Annotated in this window: 16 protein-coding genes and 2 pseudogenes; 6 read left to right on the top strand and 12 right to left on the bottom strand. The window is 73.3% G+C overall.

Annotation, left to right across the window (positions count from 1 at the left end):
- Positions 1-16: 16 nt before the first annotated feature.
- On the bottom strand, positions 17-571 hold the full coding sequence (locus BJ989_RS18710) for a thermonuclease family protein (RefSeq protein ID WP_179517506.1): 555 nt from the start codon (positions 569-571) through the stop codon (positions 17-19).
- A gap of 135 nt (positions 572-706) precedes the next feature.
- On the bottom strand, positions 707-1546 hold the full coding sequence (locus tag BJ989_RS06545; protein ID WP_179517505.1) for a bacteriorhodopsin-like: 840 nt from the start codon (positions 1544-1546) through the stop codon (positions 707-709).
- Positions 1547-1735: 189 nt separating this feature from the next.
- Here BJ989_RS06545 and BJ989_RS17560 point away from each other — a divergent pair.
- A pseudogene (locus BJ989_RS17560) lies at positions 1736-2701 on the top strand (beta-carotene 15,15'-dioxygenase, Brp/Blh family); the annotation flags it as partial.
- 53 nt (positions 2702-2754) lie between these two features.
- Here the strand turns inward: BJ989_RS17560 and BJ989_RS06540 are convergent.
- From BJ989_RS06540 to BJ989_RS06530, 3 genes are all read right to left on the bottom strand, one after another.
- Positions 2755-4065 carry a hemolysin family protein gene (locus BJ989_RS06540; protein WP_179517504.1) on the bottom strand — a complete coding sequence of 437 codons (1311 nt, stop codon included), beginning with the start codon at positions 4063-4065 and terminating at the stop codon, positions 2755-2757.
- A 131-nt stretch (positions 4066-4196) separates the two neighbouring features.
- A complete protein-coding gene (locus BJ989_RS06535) occupies positions 4197-5762 on the bottom strand; it encodes an alkaline phosphatase D family protein (protein WP_218848750.1) in 1566 nt (521 codons plus the stop codon).
- A 186-nt stretch (positions 5763-5948) separates the two neighbouring features.
- Positions 5949-7313 (bottom strand): lanthionine synthetase LanC family protein, encoded by a 1365-nt coding sequence (locus BJ989_RS06530; protein WP_179517503.1) that lies wholly within the window; start codon positions 7311-7313, stop codon positions 5949-5951.
- Positions 7314-7357: 44 nt separating this feature from the next.
- Between BJ989_RS06530 and BJ989_RS06525 the strand changes: the two genes are divergently transcribed.
- Positions 7358-7942 carry a DUF488 domain-containing protein gene (locus BJ989_RS06525; RefSeq protein ID WP_179517502.1) on the top strand — a complete coding sequence of 195 codons (585 nt, stop codon included), beginning with the start codon at positions 7358-7360 and terminating at the stop codon, positions 7940-7942.
- A 25-nt stretch (positions 7943-7967) separates the two neighbouring features.
- Here the strand turns inward: BJ989_RS06525 and BJ989_RS06520 are convergent, their stop codons facing one another.
- The 4 genes from BJ989_RS06520 to BJ989_RS06505 are packed head-to-tail and all read right to left on the bottom strand — an operon-like array spanning position 7968 to position 11426.
- A complete protein-coding gene (locus tag BJ989_RS06520) occupies positions 7968-8357 on the bottom strand; it encodes a universal stress protein (RefSeq protein WP_179517501.1) in 390 nt (129 codons plus the stop codon).
- Positions 8357-9925, bottom strand: coding sequence for a tripartite tricarboxylate transporter permease (locus BJ989_RS06515; protein ID WP_179517500.1), 1569 nt, complete (start codon positions 9923-9925; stop codon positions 8357-8359). The genes BJ989_RS06520 and BJ989_RS06515 overlap by 1 nt, the downstream gene beginning before the upstream one ends.
- Positions 9925-10431 carry a tripartite tricarboxylate transporter TctB family protein gene (locus tag BJ989_RS06510; RefSeq protein WP_179517499.1) on the bottom strand — a complete coding sequence of 169 codons (507 nt, stop codon included), beginning with the start codon at positions 10429-10431 and terminating at the stop codon, positions 9925-9927. The genes BJ989_RS06515 and BJ989_RS06510 overlap by 1 nt, the downstream gene beginning before the upstream one ends.
- A complete protein-coding gene (locus tag BJ989_RS06505; RefSeq protein WP_179517498.1) occupies positions 10428-11426 on the bottom strand; it encodes a Bug family tripartite tricarboxylate transporter substrate binding protein in 999 nt (332 codons plus the stop codon). The genes BJ989_RS06510 and BJ989_RS06505 overlap by 4 nt, the downstream gene beginning before the upstream one ends.
- Before the next feature lie 198 nt (positions 11427-11624).
- On the opposite strand from BJ989_RS06505, the gene BJ989_RS06500 reads away from it, so the two are divergent.
- Positions 11625-13304, top strand: a complete 1680-nt coding sequence (locus BJ989_RS06500; protein WP_179519435.1) for a sensor histidine kinase — start codon at positions 11625-11627, stop codon at positions 13302-13304.
- On the top strand, positions 13301-13975 hold the full coding sequence (locus BJ989_RS06495; protein ID WP_179517497.1) for a response regulator: 675 nt from the start codon (positions 13301-13303) through the stop codon (positions 13973-13975). Before BJ989_RS06500 ends, BJ989_RS06495 begins: the two co-directional genes overlap by 4 nt.
- Positions 13976-14422: 447 nt before the next feature.
- On the opposite strand, the gene BJ989_RS06490 is transcribed toward BJ989_RS06495, so the two are convergent.
- A complete protein-coding gene (locus tag BJ989_RS06490) occupies positions 14423-15364 on the bottom strand; it encodes a GlxA family transcriptional regulator (RefSeq protein ID WP_003941078.1) in 942 nt (313 codons plus the stop codon).
- Positions 15365-15472: 108 nt separating this feature from the next.
- Here BJ989_RS06490 and BJ989_RS06485 point away from each other — a divergent pair, with 108 nt between their 5' ends.
- Both BJ989_RS06485 and BJ989_RS06480 read left to right on the top strand, forming a co-directional pair.
- Entirely contained in the window at positions 15473-15784 is a 312-nt protein-coding gene (locus BJ989_RS06485) for a putative quinol monooxygenase (protein WP_114332294.1), read from the top strand.
- Between the two features lie 471 nt (positions 15785-16255).
- A pseudogene (locus BJ989_RS06480) lies at positions 16256-16588 on the top strand (transposase); the annotation flags it as partial.
- Positions 16589-16628: 40 nt separating this feature from the next.
- On the opposite strand, the gene BJ989_RS06475 reads toward BJ989_RS06480, so the two are convergent.
- Both BJ989_RS06475 and BJ989_RS06470 read right to left on the bottom strand, forming a co-directional pair.
- Entirely contained in the window at positions 16629-17675 is a 1047-nt protein-coding gene (locus tag BJ989_RS06475) for a helix-turn-helix domain-containing protein (protein ID WP_179517496.1), read from the bottom strand.
- A 37-nt stretch (positions 17676-17712) separates the two neighbouring features.
- Positions 17713-18687, bottom strand: a complete 975-nt coding sequence (locus BJ989_RS06470; RefSeq protein ID WP_218848748.1) for an alpha/beta hydrolase fold domain-containing protein — start codon at positions 18685-18687, stop codon at positions 17713-17715.
- Positions 18688-18825: the final 138 nt, after the last annotated feature.

The following is an 18825-nucleotide window of genomic DNA, read 5'->3' as shown; positions in this document are numbered from 1 at the left end:
GGACGACGAGCGAGCCTCAGCAGGCGCCCCACAGCCCGGCGCCCTCGTCGCGCGCGGCCCGCTCGGCGGCCCGCACCTCGGCGATGTAGCGGTCGTTGGGCTCGTAGAGCACCGCCTCGGCGAGGCCCTCGCGCACCAGCGAGCGGTTGACGAACTCACCGTCGGTCGTCCAGACGTAGAGCAGCAGCCGGTCGAACGGGTCCTCGAGCTCCTCGTCGGGTGCCACCCACACGGTCGCCCCGGCGGGCAGCAGCTCGGCGAGGCCCTCCGAGGCCTCGGGCCCGAAGCACTCGACCGGCCGGTCGGGCGCCACCGACTCGGGGCTGTCGACCTCGAGCAGCCGCACGCGCGCCTCGTCGTCGGGCACGACACCCTCGCCGCTCCCCCGCAGGATCACCGTGTCGCCGTCGACGACCCGCACCACCCGCGCCTGCTCGGCGTCGTCGGGCACCCCCACGGGTGCGTCGGGGTCGGCGAGCACCGACCCGCCGCCCACCGAGCACGCAGCGGTCGACGCGAGCGCCACGACGACCGCGACCACGCCCGCACCCCACCTCGACCTCACGCTCACCGGCACAGCACAGCACGCCGCGCCGACAGCGAGCCGACGACCAGCCGTCGGCACCCCCCCCCGCGCAACCGTTCAGACGCACGACCGCCCGCACCCCCGGCGTACGACGGGTGCGGGCGGCACGGCGGTCAGGCGTCAGGCAGGCACCTGCACACCCGACCGGCCGCTGGCGTGACCCTCGGCCGTGCCCTCCTCGGCCTCGGCGAAGGCCGGGTCGTCGGCGAACGACTTCAGCCGCGCGATGCGGTAGATCAGCAGGCCGTAGAGGCACTTGGCCAGGATGTCGGCGATCGAGTAGCCCGCCTGCTTGCCGACCCAGGCGTCCGCGCCGTCGAAGCCGAGCAGCGGCACGAGGTAGGCGATGGGGTAGACGCCCCACGAGGCGAACAGCAGGATCCGCAGCTTGGAGATCGTGTCGCGTACGGCCGGCGGCTGCCGGTCGAGCGACTTGGTGAGCTCCACGAACAGCACGTAGAGGATGTAGAGGAACGGGATCGTGGAGAGCAGGCCGAAGACGTGGCGCACGGCGTCGCTGCTCGCCACCTCGCCCGGGTAGCCGAGCGCGATCATCAGCGCGGAGGCCGGGATGAGCCGCCACAGCAGCGAGGCCTGCAGCTTGCGTGCGAGCGCCAGCACCACCACGAGCTCGACCAGCAGCAGCGGCACGGTCAGCAGCCAGTCGACGTAGCGGTAGCCCTCGTTGAAGGACGCGCCCGGCGCCTGGGTGTAGGTGCCGCGCCCACCGACCGCGTCGGTGACGAAGGCGTCGCGGAAGGAGTCGAAGATGCGGAAGTAGTGGTAGGCCGCGATGCCGCACACCACCGCGGAGACCAGGAGCGCCTGGCGGTAGCGCGGCAGCACACGCGGCTGCGCGGCGACGAGGAAGAGCGCGGTGAACAGCTGCGCCGCGATCACCAGCGACAGCAGGTTGTAGACCGTGTCGTACTGGCCCTGGGTGAGTTGCTCGGGAATCACTGGAACGACCTCCGTCTGTTGCGTGAACGAACTTCGACACGGCGTCGAAGCGACGTGAGGCCGCTGGCCACAGGGGTTCGTTGACCTCACCCCCAGGGGTGGCCTGCGTCTCGAGGTGCATTCTGCACCTCTGTCCAAATCGGTGGTCTAGGAGTTCTGCAGAAGGTCGAGGTATGGTGACGGACAAGGATGATCGAGGGCAGGTGCGACGTGGCGCTGACGACGGTGACCGAGCCGCGTGCCGCGCTGCTCGTCGGCGCCGTCCGCCGGTCGCGCGAGGCCGTCGTCGTCACCGCCGCGCTGTCGGTGCTCCTCGTGGTCGCCGGGGTCGCGCCCACCGGCCCCGTCGTGCTGGTCGCCGCGCTCCTCGCGCTGGTCGCCGGGCTGCCGCACGGGGCGGTCGACCACGCGCTGGCAGCGCGACTCTCGGGGCAGCCGCCGCTCGTCGCCGCGACGGTGTACGCCGCCCTCGCGGCCGGCGCGTGGGTGCTGCTCACGACTCCCGCGACCGCCCCGGCGGCGCTCGCGGCCGTGCTGGCGCTGAGCCTGCACCACTTCGCTGCCGGGGAGCTGGAGGTGCTACGCGCGACCACCCGGTGGCGCCCGGGCCGTGGGGTCGCGGCCGCGGTCGGCCTCGCGGGCACCGGCGCCCTGCTGCTCCCGCTGGCCCGCAGCGGCAGCGACCTGGTCGGCGTCGCCGACGCGGTCTCCCCCGGCCTGGGCGGCCTGCTCGCGGAGCCGCTCGTGCGCGGCGCGCTCGCCGTCGTGTGGGTGGCCGCCGCGGGCGTGGCCGTCGTTGCGGCGGCCCGCGCCGAGCAGCGGTCCGTCGTCGCCGATGTGGCCGCGGTCGGCCTGCTCGGCGCGCTGGCACCGCCGCTGCTGGCCTTCGCGGTGTGGTTCGGGGCGTGGCACGGGCTGCGACACTGCGCGCGCCTCGTGCTGGCGCAGGACCGCACCGCCGCGCTCCTCGACGCGGGCCGTCCGCGTCAGGCCGTCGCTGCGCTCGCGCGCCAGGCCGCGTGGCCGTCCCTCGCCGCCACCGGCGTGCTCGTCGCCCTGGTCGCGGCGACCTCGACGGCGGCCGACACCAGCGCCGCCCTCGGCAGCGCGCTCGTGCTGCTGCTCGCGCTCACCGTGCCGCACATGCTGGTCGTCGCCTGGATGGACCGGACCTCGGACCGGACCGCCGCGCACGGCGGCGGCACCCCTCAGGAGCCGGGCGTCGAGGGCGCCGTCGTGGGCTCCGCCGGCGCCTCGCCGCGGCGCACGGCGATGCGCTGGACCCGGTGGCCGTCCATCGCGGCGACCTCCAGCACCGACCCGTCGACGTCGACGGCGTCGCCGACGGCCGGGATGCGCTGGAGCTGGGCCATCAGGTAGCCCGCGACGGTCTCGTAGTCGCCGTCGGGCACCTCGACGGCGTAGCGCTCGGCGAAGTCCTCGATCGACAGCCCGCCGTCGGCCACGGACTCCGTGCCCGGGTCGTGCTCGTCGGCGGCGTCGTGCTCGTCGCGGATCTCGCCGATGAGCTCCTCGACGAGGTCCTCGAGGGTGACGATGCCGTCGGTGCCGCCGTACTCGTCGACGACCACGGCGAGGTGCGTGCCCTCCTGCCGCATCGTGGCGACGGTGGGCAGCACCTTGTTCACCGACGGCAGCAGCAGCACCGGGCGCTGCACGTCGGCGACGGTGCGGGTGTCGTCGACGCCGACCTCGAGCAGGTCGCGCACGTGGAGGAAGCCGGTGACGTCGTCGAAGCCGCGGCCGGTGACCGGGTAGCGCGACCAGGGGCGCCCGCGCACCTGCTCGAGCGCCTCGCGCAGCGTGGCGCCGCCGTCGACGAAGGCCACGTCGGCGCGCGGTCGCATCACCTCGCGCAGGATGGTGTCGGAGGCGGCGAGCACGTCGCCGACGATGCGGCGCTGGTCCTCCTCGAGGCCGCGGTGCTGCGTGACCATGTCGCGCAGCTCCTCCTCGTCGACCTCCTCGCTGACCGCGTGCGGGTCGCCGCCGAGCAGGCGCACCACGGCGTTGGTCGAGACCGACAGCAGCCAGATCACCGGGCGCATCAGGGTGGCGAACTTGTCGAGCGGCGGCGCGACCAGCAGCGACACCTGCGCCGAGCGCTGCAGCGCGATCCGCTTCGGCACCAGCTCGCCGAGCACGAGCGAGAGGTAGGCGATGAACAGCGTCAGCACCACCAGCGCCACGGTCTGCGACGCGCTCTCCCCCAGCCCGAGGCCCTCCAGCAGCGGCGCGAAGTCGGGCGCGAGCGTCGACCCGCCGTAGGCGGCCGAGAAGAAGCCGGCCACCGTCACGCCGATCTGCACGGCCGCGAGGAAGCGGTTGGGGTCGCGGGCCACCCGCGCCACGCGTGCCCCGCGCGCGCTCTGCTGCTCGATCCGGTCGACCTGGCTCTGCCGCAGCGAGACCAGCGCCAGCTCGGTGCCGGCGAAGATCCCGCCGACGATCACGAAGAGGAGCACGAGGCCGAGATTGAGCAGGGTCTGCTCGTCCATGGGTCACTTCCGTCGGGGACACCGTCCCTGGGCCCAACGCGTCGCCCGCCCTCACCGTTCCCGCCCGCCCTCACCGTTGCCGCCCGCCCACCCGCACCCCCCGCCGTACGACGAGGGGTGCGGGCGGCGCGTCAGTCGGCGACGGCGCCGGGTCGTCCGTCCTCGACCACCCAGGTGGCGTCGGTGCGGGCGCGTCCGACGGTGTCGGAGGCGGAGGTGACGACGCGGTAGTCGGCGACCATGCGCTGCGGCGTGGAAATGACGCGGGTGTAGCCGCGCAGGTCGGGGTTGAGGTACTTGACGTGCGGGTTGTTCGGTCGCGCCGCCTTGACCGCAGCCGCCCAGCCGCAGCCGGAGCTGATGGACGTGCCGACGAGCTCGGTCGCCAGCACCTCGGTCTCCGGGCGGTCGAAGCGCAGCCGCAGGTCGTTGACCCACGCCGAGTGCCAGTCGCCGGTGAGCACGACGGGGTTGCTCGGGCGGGCCTGCTCGACGAAGCCGAGGAGGCGGTCGCGCGACACGGCGTAGCCGTCCCACTGGTCGTGGTTGACGCTGACGCCCGGCCCGCCGTCGTAGTCGACCTGCGCCATGATCGTCTGCTGCGCGACGAGGTTCCACCGCGCCTGCGACGCCTCGAGCCCGGCGAAGAGCCACCGCTCCTGCTCGTCGCCCATCAGCGTGCGGCTCGGGTCGGTGACGCGCGGGTCGAGCGGGCCGCCGGGGAAGGCCTCGGTGAGCTGGTCGGAGCGGTACTGACGGGTGTCGAGCACGTGGAAGCTGGCCAGCGTGCCCCAGTCGACGCGGCGGTGCAGCAGCATGTCGGGCCCGACGGGGCGCTGCGGGCGGCGCAGCGGCAGGTGCTCGTAGTAGGCCTGGAAGGCGTTGGCGCGCAGCTGGGTGAAGCGGCCGAGCTCGTTGCTCGCCTCGCCGTCGGGCTGGCTGACGAGGTCGGCCCAGTTGTTCTCGACCTCGTGGTCGTCGAAGGTGACGACGAAGGGGAACGCCGCGTGGGCGGCCTGCAGGTCGGGCGAGAGCTTGTACCGCGCGTGATTGGTGCGGAAGTCCGCCAGGGTCTCGTCGCCGCGCCGCTCGTAGGTGTAGTCGCCCACGTGCACGACCAGGTCGAGGTCGTCCTCGAGCATCGTGCGGTAGGCGGCGTACCGGCTGTTGCCGGGCAGCGACTGGCAGGAGGCGAGCGCGAAGCTCAGCTGCGCCGGCGTGCTGCCGGGCGCCGGAGCGGTGCGGGCGTGGCCGACGGGGCTGACCTGGTCGCCGACGCGGAAGCGGTACCAGTAGTCCGCGCCCGGCCGCAGCCCGCGCACCTCGGGGTGCACGGAGTGCGCGAGCTCGGGCACGGCCCGCTCGATGCCGGCCTTGACGACGTCGCGCATGCCGGGGTCGGTGGCGACCTGCCAGGTCACCGGCACCGTGGCGGTCGGCATGCCGCCGCGACCGTCGGGCGCCAGCGGCTCGGGCGCGAGCCGGGTCCAGAGCACGCAGCCGTCGGGGGTCGGGTCGCCCGAGGCGACGCCGAGCGTGAAGGGGGTCGAGGAGAAGCGCGGCTGCGACCACGCCGGGGCGGCCGAGAAGCCGTACGCCGCGGCGGCGGCCGCGCCGGACAGCGCGAGGAAGCCGCGGCGGGAGAAGCCGGACCCGCCGGACGTGGCCTGGGGCGAGGTGGAGGTGGTGCTGGGCATGCGAGGTCCTTCCGAGATGACCAGGGCTGGGGAGGTCGTGCCCCACCAGTCAGGCAGCCCCCGTCGACGCCCGGCCGACCCGCACGTGACGTCTGCACGACGACACGCCGAGCACCCCGGCAACCCCAGGTCGAGCAGCGAGCCCCGGCGAGCGTGTCGATACCACCGCGACCCGACCGCCCACCCTCACCCCCGCGCCCACCAGGTGTCGGCCCGCTCCACGGCCGGCGCGTCCGGCCCCTGCTCGAGCAGCCGGGCCAGCCGGAGGAGGTACGCCGCGATCCCCGCCGCGCCCTGCATCCACCCGACCCCGGGCAGCAGCGGCTGCTCCGCGCGGTGCTCGACGAACCGCCACCACCGGTGCGACCCGGTGCCCTGCGCGCGGGAGACGAGGGCGTCGCCGATCTCCACGGCGTACGCCAGGTGGTCGCCGTCGCGGTCGCGCTGCCACAGGTTTAGCAGCAGGTCGCCGACGCCCGCGGTGCCGCAGCACTGACCGTCGTTGTCCCAGTGCCCCGGGCGCAGCCGCGCCGGCACGCCGGCGGCCCGCACGGAGCGGAAGGCGGCCCGCTGCCAGTGTGCGGGCGGGTGGCCGCCGACGTCGGCCACCCCGGCGTGGCGGAGCGCAGCGAAGACCTGCGAGGTGCCGGCAGCGCCGTGGCACCAGCCGTAGGAGACGGGGTCGTCGCCGGACTCCAACGGCGGCACGTAGCGCGGCACGGTGAGGCCGCCGCCGCTGGTGTCGGCAAGGGCGAGCAGCCGCTCAGTGCCGCGGCGGGCTGCCTCCACCAGGTCGGGCCGCCCGAGCTCGCTCCCGGCGACCGCGAGGGCAGAGGCGATGCCGGCCTGACCGTGCGACCACCCGGGCATCTCGGTGGGCGGGGTGTCGCGGAAGCGGCGCGGCACGAAGAGCCACCGCGGCCCGTCCGCGGTCTCCTCCGCCTCGCCGAGCAGCACCGCGGCCGCGTGGGCGGCCAGCTCGTCGGCGCGCGGCACCCCGCGCCGGTGCGCCCACGCCGCCGCGAGCAGCACACCAGCGGTCCCGAGGGTGGCGTCGCAGATCCGGGCGTCCGGGGCGTACGTCGGGGGCTCGAGCCACGGCGTCGGCCAACCGTCGGGCGTGGCGAGCGCGAGCAGCCGCTCGATCACCGCCTCGGCGCCCGGCTCGCCCAGCGCCAGCAGCACGGAGAGGGTGCCGGCGAGGCCGTCGAAGAACGACACCTCGGTCTCGGTGGCGGTGGCCGCGCGCAGCTGATCGGCGACCGCCGCGGCCAGCGTCGCCTCCTCGGTGGTCCACGGGCGGGCGAGGCGCACCTCGGCGAGCAGCAGCGCGAGGCCGCCGGTGCCGCTGTGGATGCCGCGCCGGCCGTCGGGTGGGGTCGCCGCCCCGCCGGCTGCTCCGGCGGCTGCTCCGTCGGTTGATCCGTCGAGCGGGTCGACGGCGACCGACTCGGGCACCCAGGGGCCGGCGGCGTCCCACCGCACCTGGTCGAGCACCCACCGCAACGCCGCCTCGGCGGTCTCGCGGTGGTGGGCGGGGCTGGCGGTCACCGCGTCATCATGCCGCGCGGCGGCGGGGTGGGTACCGCCCCCGCATGAGCGACGCTGCTCCCCCGCACGGGCCCGCGACTGCACCCCCGACCGCGGTGTCCTTCGGGCACGGGACGGCGGGGCAGGACGAGCTCGCGACGCTGCTCACGGGCGCGGGGGTCGGGCTCGTCGTCGACGTGCGCCGCTTCCCCGGCAGCCGCCGCCACCCGCACACCGCGACCGACGAGCTCGCCCGGTGGCTGCCCGAGCACGGCGTGGACTACCGCTGGGAGCCGCGGCTGGGCGGGCGGCGACGGCTAACGCCCGAGGAGGCCGACGCCGACCCGTGGTGGCGGGTGGAGGCGTTCCGCGCCTACGCCGCCTACACCCGCACCGACGAGTTCCGCGCCGGGCTCGACGAGCTCCTCGTCGACCTGGCCGCCCGGGCCGACGTCGGGCAGGCGGTCGCCTTCATGTGCAGCGAGTCGTTGTGGTGGCGCTGCCACCGCCGGCTCGTCTCCGACGTGTTCGTGGCGCTGCACGACGTGCCCGTCGCGCACCTCGGCCACGACGGCCGCCTCACGCCGCACGAGGTCTCGGCCGGGGCGCGGGTGGCCGAGGACGGACTGCGCTACGACCGCGAGCCCTGACCCCACCGGGGCCACCGGAATCCCCTCAGGGCTTGACGGCCAGCACCGGGCACCGCGCCTCGAGCAGCACACGCTGGGCGGTGCTGCCGAGGAGCAGCTTGCCCACCGGCGTGCGCCGCCGCAGGCCGATGACCAGCAGGTCGGCGCGGTGGTCGCGCGCCGCGTCGAGCAGCTCGTCGTGCGCCTCGCGCCCGTGCACGCCGTGCACGACGTCGTAGGCCACGCCGGCGTCGTCGAGGCGCTCGCGCACTCGCGCGACCTGGTCGTCGAGGGCGTAGCGCTCGTCGACGAGCCGGTCGCCGCGCGAGGTGTTGACCACGACCAGGCGGGCGTCCCGCGACCGCACGTGGTCGACGGCCTGCTCGAGCGCCGCCGCTCCCTCGGGGGTGGGCACGTAGCCGACCACCACCGTCATCACCGGCTCCTCTCACTGGACACGAGCTCGCGCTCGTCGTCGGGCTCGGCGGGGGCGCCCTCCGCAGCAGCGCCAGCGCGGGCAGGCGACCGCCCCGGCAGCAGCTTGGCCAGCAGCGGCCAGGCCAGCAGCAGCGCGATCAGCGCGTAGACCACGATCGCCACCGGCTCGTTGAACAGCCCGGACACCTCACCGCCGCTGAGCTGCAGCGACGTGCGCAGCTGCTCCTCGACGCGCGGGCCGAGGATCAGCCCGATCACCAGCGGCAGCACGGGCACGCCGCAGCGCCGCATCGCGAAGCCGAGCAGGCCGAGCACCATCAGGATCCCGAGGTCGAAGGCCTGCAGGTTGACCGAGTAGGCGCCGAGCGTGGCGAAGAAGAGGATCCCGGCGTAGAGGTAGGGCCGCGGCAGCTGCAGCAGCTTGGTCCAGGCCGGCGCGAGCGGCAGGTTGACCAGCAGCAGCAGCACGTTGCCGATGAAGAGCGAGGCGATGAGCGCCCACACCAGCTGCGGCTCCCGGTCGAAGAGCAGCGGCCCGGGCTGGATGCCGTACTGCGTGAACGCCGCGAGCATCACCGCGGCGGTCGCGTTGACCGGCAGGCCCAGCGAGAGCATCGGCACGAGCGTGCCCGCGGCCGAGGCGTTGTTGGCCGCCTCCGGCCCGGCGACGCCCTCGATGGCGCCGTGGCCGAACTCCTCCGGCTTGCGCGCGAAGCGCTTCTCCGTGACGTAGGAGAGGAACGTCGGGATCTCGGCGCCGCCGGCCGGCATCGCGCCGAAGGGGAAGCCGTACGCCGTGCCCCGCAGCCAGGGCCGCCACGAGCGGCTCCAGTCCTCGCGGCCCATCCACGGCCGTCCGACCGGGATCACGTGGGCGGCGGTGCGGCGCAGGTGGGCGGCGACCCACAGCGCCTCGCCGACGGCGAAGATCGCGACGGCGACGATGACGACGTCGAGCCCGTCGACGAGCAGCGGCTGGTCGAAGGTGAGCCGCTGCTGCCCGGTGACGGGGTCCATCCCGACCAGGCCGAGCGCGAGGCCGAGCCCGAGCGCCGAGAAGCCGCGGACGCGCGAGCTGCCGAGCACGGCGGTGACGGCGACGAGGGCGAGCACCATGATCGCGAAGTACGACGGGGAGCCGAGGCTGACCGCGAAGCCGACGACGATCGGCGCGCACAGCACGAGCAGCGCCGTGCCGATGGTGCCGGCGACGAACGACCCGACGGCCGCGGTGGCCAGCGCCTGCGCGGCCCGGCCGGACTTGGCCATCTTGTTGCCCTCGATCGCGGTCACCACCGAGGAGGACTCGCCGGGGGTGTTGAGCAGGATCGAGGTGGTGGAGCCGCCGAACATGCCGCCGTAGTAGATGCCGGCGAACATGATGAAGGCGCTGGTGGGCTCGAGCGCGTAGGTCACGGGCAGCAGCAGCGCGACCGTCATCGCCGGGCCGAGGCCGGGCAGCACACCCACGGCGGTGCCCAGCAGCACGCCGAGCAGCGCGTAGGCGAGGTTGGTGGGCGTCGCCGCGGTGGCGAAGCCCTCGAGGAGCGAGCCGATCACGTCCATCAGAGGATCCCCTCCAGCACGCCGGCGGGCAGGTAGATGCCGAGGCCGACGTAGAAGCCGTAGAAGGTGCCGAGCGAGAGCAGCAGCGACACGACCCCGTCACGCACGGGGTGCCGGCTGCCGAGCGCCCAGACGCTGCCCCAGAAGAGCAGCGTCCCGGAGACCACCCAGCCGAGCCTGTCGACGAGCAGCACGTGGGCGACGAAGACCGCGACCAGCGGCACGACGGTGCGCCACTCGGTCGGGTGGCCGAGGTCGACGTCCTCGCCGCCCTCGGCCGCGCCGTGCCCGCCGCGCCACACGTCGACGGCGAGCACGCCGGCGCAGACCACCAGCAGCGCGCCGACGACCAGCGGCATGGTGCGCGGCCCGACCGGGTCGGACTGGGAGTACGCCGCCTGGATGCGCAGGGCGTCCAGCACGACCACCGCGCCGGCCACGCCGAGCAGGGCCGCGAAGCCCAGCTCGGCGCGGTCGCGGACCACGGGGGTGGCGGGCGAGGTCACGCCAGCCCCAGCTGCGACAGGGTGTCGCGCACGCGGGCGTCCTGCTCGGTGAGGAAGGCCTCGAACTCGTCGCCGGTCATGAAGGCGTCCTCCCAGCCGTTGTCCTCGAGCGCCTGCTCCCAGCCGTCGCTGGCGTGCAGCTGCTCGAGCGCGGCGATCATGGCGTCGCGGTCGGCGTCGTCGACCTCGGGCGGGGCGACGATGCCGCGCCAGTTGGTGAAGACCAGGTCGACGTCGGACTCGACCAGCGTCGGGGCGTCGACCTGCTCGAGGCGCTCCTCGCCGCTGGTGGCCAGCACGCGCACCTCGCCGCTCTCGATCTGGTCGAGGAACTCGCCGGCACCGGAGGTGGCGAAGTCGAGCTTGCTGCCGAGGATGGCGGGCAGCAGGTCGCCACCGCCGTCGTAGGAGACGAAGTTGACCTCGCGGGGGTCGATGCCGACGGCCTCGGCGAGCTGCATGGGCAGCAGGTGGTCGGGCCCGCCCGGCGAGGAGCCGCCGCCGACGGTGAGGCCGCTCGGGTCGGCCTGCCACGCGGCGACCAGGTCGTCGATGGTCTCGAAGGGCGAGTCCTTCGGGACCATGACGGCGCCCGGCTCCTCGATGAGCTTGGCCAGCGGGGTGGTCCGGGTGAGCGTCGCGTCGGTGTCGTTGGTGTAGCTCGCGCCGACGACGCCGAGGCCCATGAGCAGCGCGAGGTCGCCGTTGCCGGCCTCGTTGACGGTGCGTGCCAGGCCGACGGTGCCGCCGGCGCCCTCGAGGTTGAAGACCTCGATGCCCTCGGCGATGCCCTCGTCCTCCATCACCTTCGCGGCGACGCGGGCGGTGGTGTCGTAGCCACCGCCGGCGGAGTTGGGGACCATGATCCGCAGGTCGGCCAGCGAGTCGGCCTCGCCGCCCTCGCCGGCGGCCTGGTCGCCGGTGACCGAGCAGGCGGAGAGCGTGAGCGAGAGGCCGAGGGCGGCGGCGGTGGCGAGTGCGCGGGATCGGCGCATGGGGGGCTCCTTCGTCGGGGGGTGCGGTGCCGCCCGGGGGGCGGCGACGAGCCCACTGTGATCGCCGCGTGTGACCGTGGTCACGGTTGCGGAGGCAACGGCCGTTGTGGTCATTGTGGTCGCGTCCGCAGGCCTGTGCGGCGCCCGTGTGCGCTGCGACACTTCTGCGGACCAGGAGGAGGCCGGACGGTGCGACGGATGACGCTGGCGCGGCAGTTCCTGCTGCTGCAGCTGCTCATCGTGCTCGTCGTGCTCGTCTTCGTGGCCGCCATCTCGATCGCGCAGTCCGCCGCCGACTTCCGCCGGGTGGCGGGGCGCGCCGCGCTGTCGGCGGCGGAGAACCTCGCGGCGACCGCGCTCGTGCGCGAACGGCTCCCCGACGCCGAGCCGCGGCTGGGGGCCGCCCTGCCGGCGGCCGCGGAGTCGCTGCGGGCGCAGTCGGGCGCGACGGGGGTGACGCTGGTGCGCGCCGACGGCGTGGTGGTCGTCTCCTCCGACCCGACCCTGCTGGGCGAGGAGCTGCCGCTCGGCGAGAGCGACGTGCTGCAGGGCCGGTCGTGGACGGGCGTGGTCGAGCGCAGCGGCCAGCGCTCGGTCGTGGCGCACGTGCCGGTGCTCTCCGACGAGCCGGCGCGCACCGGCGAGCTGGTCGGCTTCGTGGTGGTGGCGCGCGCCTACCCCTCCACGCTGCAGCTGCTGCAACGCGCGGCGCCCAACCTCGCGATCTACCTCGGCGTCGCCTCGCTGCTCGGGGTGGTCGGCTCGCTGCTGCTCTCGCGCCGGGTGAAGCGGCAGACGCTCGGCCTGGAGCCGGTGGAGATCGCCTCGCTGGTCGAGCACCGCGAGGCGATGCTGCACGGGTTGAAGGAGGGCGTGGTCGCCCTCGACACCCACGGCCGGGTGACGCTGCTCAACGACAGCGCCCGCGACCTGCTCGGCCTGCCGGCCGACAGCGTCGGGCGCACGCTGGCCGAGCTCGACGTCGACCCGGTGCTGGGCCGCGCGCTGAGCGAAGAGGGCGGGGTCGACCGGATGGTCCTGGCCGACGACCGGGTGCTGGTGCTCAACCACGTGCCGCTGCGCTCGCGCAGCCGGGTCATCGGCTCGGTCACCACCCTGCGCGACCGCACCGAGCTCAGCTCGCTGGAGCGCGAGCTCGGCAGCACCCGCGCGGTCTCCGACACGCTGCGCGCGCAGACCCACGAGTTCGCCAACCGGCTCCACACGATCAGCGGCCTGCTGACCCTGGAGGAGTACGACGAGGCGATCGGCTTCGTCCAGGGCGTCGGGCGCGAGCGGGCCGGGCTCGACGGTGCCGTGACCTCGCGGATCGGGGACCCCACGGTCGCGGCGCTGCTCATCGCCAAGGTCAGCCTGGCGAACGAGAAGGGGGTCACCCTGCGCCTCTCCCCCACCTCCGACCTCGACGTGCTCGACGAGGACCTGTCGCGCGACGTGACCACGGTCGTCGGCAACCTGGTCGACAACGCGGTCGACGCGGTCTCGGGTGGGGTCGGCGGCACCGTCACCGTGCACCTGGCGGCGACGCCGCTGGCGGTCGGCGTGGCTGACGTCGCCGACGTCGCTGACGGCGAGGTCGACCGGGCGGTGCCGCGGGGTGGCGAGCTGCCGGGGGTGCTGGTCGAGGTGCGCGACGACGGCCCGGGCGTGCCGCCGGGTGACGAGGAGGCGGTGTTCGTGCAGGGCTGGTCGACCAAGGCGCAGGCGGGTGCGGCGGACGCGGGTGGGGCGGACGCGGGCCGCGGCTTCGGCCTGGCGCTGACGCGGCTGGTGTGCCGGCGCCGCGGCGGCGAGGTGGCCGTGCGCAACGACGGCGGTGCGGTCTTCACCGCGACGCTGCCGGGAGCGCCGCGGTGATCCGGGTGCTCGTCGTCGACGACGACTTCATGGTGGCGCGCATCCACCGCGGCTTCGTCGAGCGCACGCCCGGCTTCGAGGTGGTGGGGGTGGCGCACAACGCCGCCGAGGCGCTGGTGGCCGTCGAGGAGCTCGCGCCCGACCTGGTGCTGCTCGACGTCTACCTCCCCGACGTGCTCGGCCTCGACCTGCTGCAGCAGATGCGCGAGGTCAAGCCCGACGTCGACGTCATCGTCATCAGCGCCGCCCGTGAGGCCGAGACGGTGCGCCGGGCGCTGCGCGGCGGCATCGTGCACTACCTGATCAAGCCGTTCTCCTACGACGACCTGCGCCAGCGGCTGGTGCACTACCAGGAGGCCTACGGCCAGCTCGCCGTCGCCGAGGCGGAGGCCGATCAGGCCGACGTCGACCGCGTCTTCGGCGGCGCGTCGGGGCCGACGGCATCGGCCAGGCTGCCGAAGGGGTTCAGCGCCGAGACGCTCCGCCTGGTCGAGGAGGCGCTCCGCGGCGCCGGCACCGACCTGTCCGCCGCCGAGACCGGCGAGGTCGTCGGCATCGCCCGCGTCAGCGCCCGGCGCTACCTCGAGCACCTCGTCACCCTCGGCCGCGCCGAGGTGCGGCTCAAGTACGGCGAGGTGGGCCGCCCGGAGCGTCGGTACGCCTGGCGCTGAAGCAGTGCCGCCAGCGCGGCGCACCCGCGGAGCACCGTCGGGCGCGGCGTACGGGCTCTTCCCAGATGAGGGTGTAGGTCGGCCGGGCGCGTCGGTCCGCAGATAGACGTCGAGGTCTCCCGACGATCGAGGTTCCTACGCCATCCGTCCGAAAGACCTCGACGTGACCGACGCTACCCCGCCGGCCGGCTTCGGTCGCCCTGACCTGACCGCCTTCGCGTCTCATCCCGATCGACCCTGATCGAGTCTGCTGACCCCCTCGACGAGAACGCAGCGACATCACAGCCACCCAACCCCGACCGTCCGGGAAGCCGGGACACGTCACATGGCCTGTGCTGCGGGCGTGTCGAGTGGGTCGTCCGAGGGCGACGCAGGAGCGTCGACGCGACGTGCTGAGAGGTGGTTCCAGTCGAGCACTAGGACACCGGCTAGGGGCATGGCGATGGGTCAGGAACGGCGTCGCTCCCTGCGCAGGAGGGAGCGCAGAGTCTCGGCGTTCGCGTAGCCGACCCGTAGCGCGATCTCCGCGGAGGTGAGGTCCGTGGTTGCTGAGAGGTGCCGAGCTCGTTCGATGCGAAGCCGTTGGACGAAGCCGAGCGGAGTGAGGTTGAGCGCCGCACGGACTCGCCGTTCGAGGGTGCGCCGGCTGGTGCCGAGCGACTGCGCGACGAAGGCGACGTTGAACGGTTCGTCCAGGCGGGCGCGCACGAAGCGTTCGAACTCGACGACGATCGGGTCCTCGTGCCGGAGATGTTCGTAGGCGACGAAGGCCGCCTGCGACGGACGCTCGTCGATGATGAGGAGCTTGGCGACATGTTGGGCCAGGTCGGGGCTGATCGATCGCACGAGTGAGAGCGCGAGGTCGATGTGGGCGAACGCGGCGCCGGCGGTGACGAGGTTCCCGTCGACCACGACCATGGTGTCGAGATCGAGGGCGACGGTCGGATAGCGCTTCAGGAACTCCGGCCCCAGGAACCAGCTGGTCGTCGCCCGCCGATGATGCATCCGTCCGGTCTCGGCGACAGCGAACACGCCGGTGCACGCCGCGGCGATCCGGGTGGTCGCGTCGTCGAGGCGCCCGAGCGAGGCGATGACCGAACGAGCATCTCGGCTCTGGAGGGCGTCGTTGGTAGCGGCGGCCGTGAGGGTTCCGAGCGCAGGGACGACGACCACGTCGAACTCTGCGGACTCCGACAGCGGGTGGTCCACCGACAGGGTCATCGATGCCGTCGTGGTCACTCTCCGTTTCGGTCCGAGGATGGCGAGTTCGATCGGGTCGATCCGCGGGTCGACATCGCCGCGGGCTCCGTCGGCCACCCGCACGATGTCGATGACCGACGCGACAGCCGAACCGAAGCAGCCGTCGATCGCGATCAGTCCGATACGCATGGCGCGAACAATAGCAATACTGCCGTATACGCCACTTCTCACATGCCCTTGCTCGTCATACGCTCATCTCGCTTCACCAAGGAAGCTCGACACCTAGGAGAACCCCTCATGTCCACACCCGCATCACTTCCGTATGCCTTCGTCGCCAAGATCGTCGCGGCCGATGGACAGCACGACGCGCTCGCCGATCTGCTCGCCGGCGCTGTCGCGCTCGCCAACGAAGAGGTAGGAACGATTGTCTGGTTCGCGGTCAGGACCCACGCCGACACCTTCTGGATCTTCGATGCATTCCCCGACGAGGCCGCTCGCGACGCCCACGCCAACGGCGCCATCGTCGCAGCCCTGACGGCCAACCAGCACCTCCTCGGCGCAGCACCCGAGATCCTGGCGGCCGACGTCCTCGCGTCCAAGCTCCCGTAGTCCGCCAACGCACGAGACGATCGCGCCCCGCCGAGCCGTCGCCAGGTCGCGACGCAACGCCACGCTGCGTTGCCGAGCGGTGCGAGGCCTATCGGCACACGGACAGGATGCCGGCCGCGAGCGCTCAGCCGGCGAGGGGTCCGTCGCAGAGGAGAGCGACGTCGGTGTCGGGCAGAGCCGTGAGGCCAGCGCATCGCGCGACCACCAGGACCGAACCGCCCCTGCCCTGCGTTTGCGCAGGTCAGGGGCTGTTCGCCGGAGCCGCCTGTCGGAATCGAACCGACGACCTGATCACGTCGGCTTTGCGTCTGTCGCTTGATGCGCCCACTGGGCGAACGAGCCGCTGACCTGTGCAAACGCCGAGCGTGGGGGACGCCGCCATCCGGTGGTGACCGAGGACGACCGACCAGTACCGACCGTTTCACCGGAGCTTGCGGCGGCGTCGAAGCCGAGCAAGCTCCATTCCTCTAGCTCACCGTCGCCCGTGTCGCCGAGGGACTCGGGGTAGCGTGGGACACCGCCAACAACGCGGGCTTGGCTGAAGGCAAGCGGCTGCTGATCAACGACCCCACGCGGTTTGAGGGCGTGAAGGTCATCGGCGTCGATGAGCACGTCTGGCGCCACACCAGGCGTGGCGACAAGTACGTCACCGTGATCATCGCCCTGACCCCGGTCCGCGATGGCGCCGGCCCAGCAAGGCTGCTGGACATGGTCGAGGGCCGGTCGAAGGCGGCGTTCAAGACCTGGCTCGCCGACCGCGACGACGCCTTCCGTGACGCGGTCGAGGTGGTCGCGATGGACGGCGGGTGTGATCGCGGATGTAGTCGAATCGGCCGTCACACCCTCAAGGTGTGGCGATAGGCGCCGGCAGGTCCAAGACGCGCGAGTGGCGCAGGCGCCAGACGAGGTACGCCGTGCCAAGGCGCGTGCGCCCGTAGCCCTCGAACGGGTCGAACCCGAGAGTCGCGTTCACGGTCTCGAGGCGCGACTGCATCGTGCTGTGGTGCACGCCGGCTTCGCGAGCGGCCTGCCGCAACGAGTGCGACCGGACCACCGAGGACAAGGTCTCCGCGCCCCACGGGTAGGCCATCACTGCGTCGACCAGCGCGACGTCGGGCTGGAAGGAGCCGTCCGGCGCGTCGGCGAGCAGCCCGATCAGTCCGCCGAAGTCGTCGGCCAGAACCGACCCGACCGCCGGCGGATCGCACAGCCGCAGCGCGACGAGAGCTGTGCGGAAGGAGTGGTGGAGGTCCTCCACCTCGGTGGCGACGCCGACCCCGCTGGGTACAGCGGCCACCTCGTGGGCACTGGCCGGAAGGACCAGCGCGTGGATGGCACCGAAACGCGTTGCAACGACGTCCTCGGGGCCCTGGGGGTGCTCGGGCCACACGGCGAAGAGGGGCGCACAGACCACTCGGTAGCGCGTCCCCGGACGCAGTCCGAGGGTGATCGCAGAAACGCAGCGTGCCTGCACGTCCACCTCGGGATCGAGCAGCAGGCTCAGGTCGCGCCGGTGGTCGCTCTCACGCCCGCGGCCGTGCCGCATGCGAACCGCCAGGGCGAGTCGCTCCAGCACGATGGCGTCGTTGGGCTGCCGCTCCCCGTTCCGCTCCAACCACACTGTCAGTCCGTCGCTCGCATCCTGCTGGAACGCCGGGTCCACCTCCGGTCGTACGTCGGCCGCGTGGTGGCCGCGGGGATCGATGCGCACGGTCCTTGCCGGCGTCTCGGAGTGGAAGCCGGCGACGCAGCCAGCGAGCGATGCGGCAGCGGCAAGCAGCGCGCGCGTGTTGACGTTGCCGACCATGAGTTCGTCGAAGCAGGCGATGACGCGCAGCCCGAGGCTCGCGCTCGGGTCGAGCCGGGCAATGCGGCCGAGCAGCTCCTGCACGACGGACCTCCTTCTGCGAGCGAGCGTAGTCCGGTTCTCAGTCGGCGATGATCCGCTCGACCCAGTCGTTCCTGGCCCGGATCATGGCGCGGCCGACGGAGGTATGGGCGGCAAAGATGTCGCATGCGTGGAAGGCCCCCGACCACACGTGCAGCTCCGCGTCACCGCCCGCACGCCAGATCCCGTCCGCGTAGGCGATCGCCTCGTCGCGGAAGATTTCGGCGGCACCCACGTCGATGAATGCCGGAGGCAGGCCCGAGAGGTCCCTTGCGCGGGCGGGGGCGGCGTACTCTGACACGGCCTCGGTGCCGCGGGCGTCGCCGAGCAGAGCAGTCCAGCCGGTCTCGTTGCTGACGCGGTCCCACACGCCGATGCCGTCGAACTGATGGGTCGAGGCCGTGCTGCCGCGGTCGTCGAGCATCGGGTAGTCGAGTACCTGACCCCGTAGCACCGGTCCGTTTCGGTCGCGGGCTGCGAGCGCAAGGCCTGCTGCGAGCCCACCTCCGGCGCTCGCTCCCGCGACCACGAGGCGGTCACGCCGCAAGCCCCAATCCCCTGCACGCGAGGCAGCGGCCTCGAGCGCGGCGTACATGTCGTCGAAGGGGTACGGGTGCGGGTGCTCAGGTGCCAGCCGATACTCCACCGTCACGAGGACCGCGCCGAAGTCGGACACCCAGTCGAGAACCAGGTCGATCCCGCTGAAGCGGTCGCCGAACATCAGCCCGCCCGAGTGCGCGTACACCACCCCCGGGCGCTCACCAGGCGCATCCTTGGGACGCAGCACCGACACGGCGACCTCGTGCCCGTCCGGAGCGACGACCACGTCGTCGGTGCAGACGATGCCCTTGGCGAGGAGGAGGTCCTCGATGGGCGGGGCGGCGTACGACACGCGCATGAAGTCGATGAGGTCGGGCGTGATCGTCGGCGGGAACATGCCGCCGACCACCGCCAGGCCGGCCCGCAGCTCGGCGTCGAACGGCGGGCGCGCGACCGGCTGCACCTCGGCTGTCACAGGTCTCTCCACATCTTGCGCAATCAGGGAATCGCAGTTCGGGCGCCTCAGTAGATCGGCGGGATCGCCAGCCTGCCACCGCCATGTGGCGGTCGTCACTCCTCCGACTCAGACGTCTTGTCGGTTCCCACTCGCCAC

It is taken from the genome of Nocardioides perillae (genome assembly GCF_013409425.1).
Classification (GTDB): domain Bacteria; phylum Actinomycetota; class Actinomycetes; order Propionibacteriales; family Nocardioidaceae; genus Nocardioides; species Nocardioides perillae.
This window is presented reverse-complemented; position numbering and strand designations above follow the sequence as displayed.

Bases quoted from the DNA above. Each gene is read 5' to 3' on its own strand.
- BJ989_RS06490 (WP_003941078.1), bottom strand. From the start codon at position 15,364: ATGCGTATCGGACTGATCGCGATCGACGGCTGCTTCGGTTCGGCTGTC.
- BJ989_RS06515 (WP_179517500.1), bottom strand. From the start codon at position 9,925: ATGGACGTGATCGGCTCGCTCCTCGAGGGCTTCGCCACCGCGGCGACG.
- BJ989_RS06525 (WP_179517502.1), top strand. From the start codon at position 7,358: ATGAGCGACGCTGCTCCCCCGCACGGGCCCGCGACTGCACCCCCGACC.
- BJ989_RS06520 (WP_179517501.1), bottom strand. From the start codon at position 8,357: ATGACGGTGGTGGTCGGCTACGTGCCCACCCCCGAGGGAGCGGCGGCG.
- BJ989_RS06540 (WP_179517504.1), bottom strand. From the start codon at position 4,065: ATGGACGAGCAGACCCTGCTCAATCTCGGCCTCGTGCTCCTCTTCGTG.
- BJ989_RS06505 (WP_179517498.1), bottom strand. From the start codon at position 11,426: ATGCGCCGATCCCGCGCACTCGCCACCGCCGCCGCCCTCGGCCTCTCG.
- BJ989_RS06485 (WP_114332294.1), top strand. From the start codon at position 15,473: ATGTCCACACCCGCATCACTTCCGTATGCCTTCGTCGCCAAGATCGTC.
- BJ989_RS06500 (WP_179519435.1), top strand. From the start codon at position 11,625: ATGACGCTGGCGCGGCAGTTCCTGCTGCTGCAGCTGCTCATCGTGCTC.
- BJ989_RS06535 (WP_218848750.1), bottom strand. From the start codon at position 5,762: ATGCCCAGCACCACCTCCACCTCGCCCCAGGCCACGTCCGGCGGGTCC.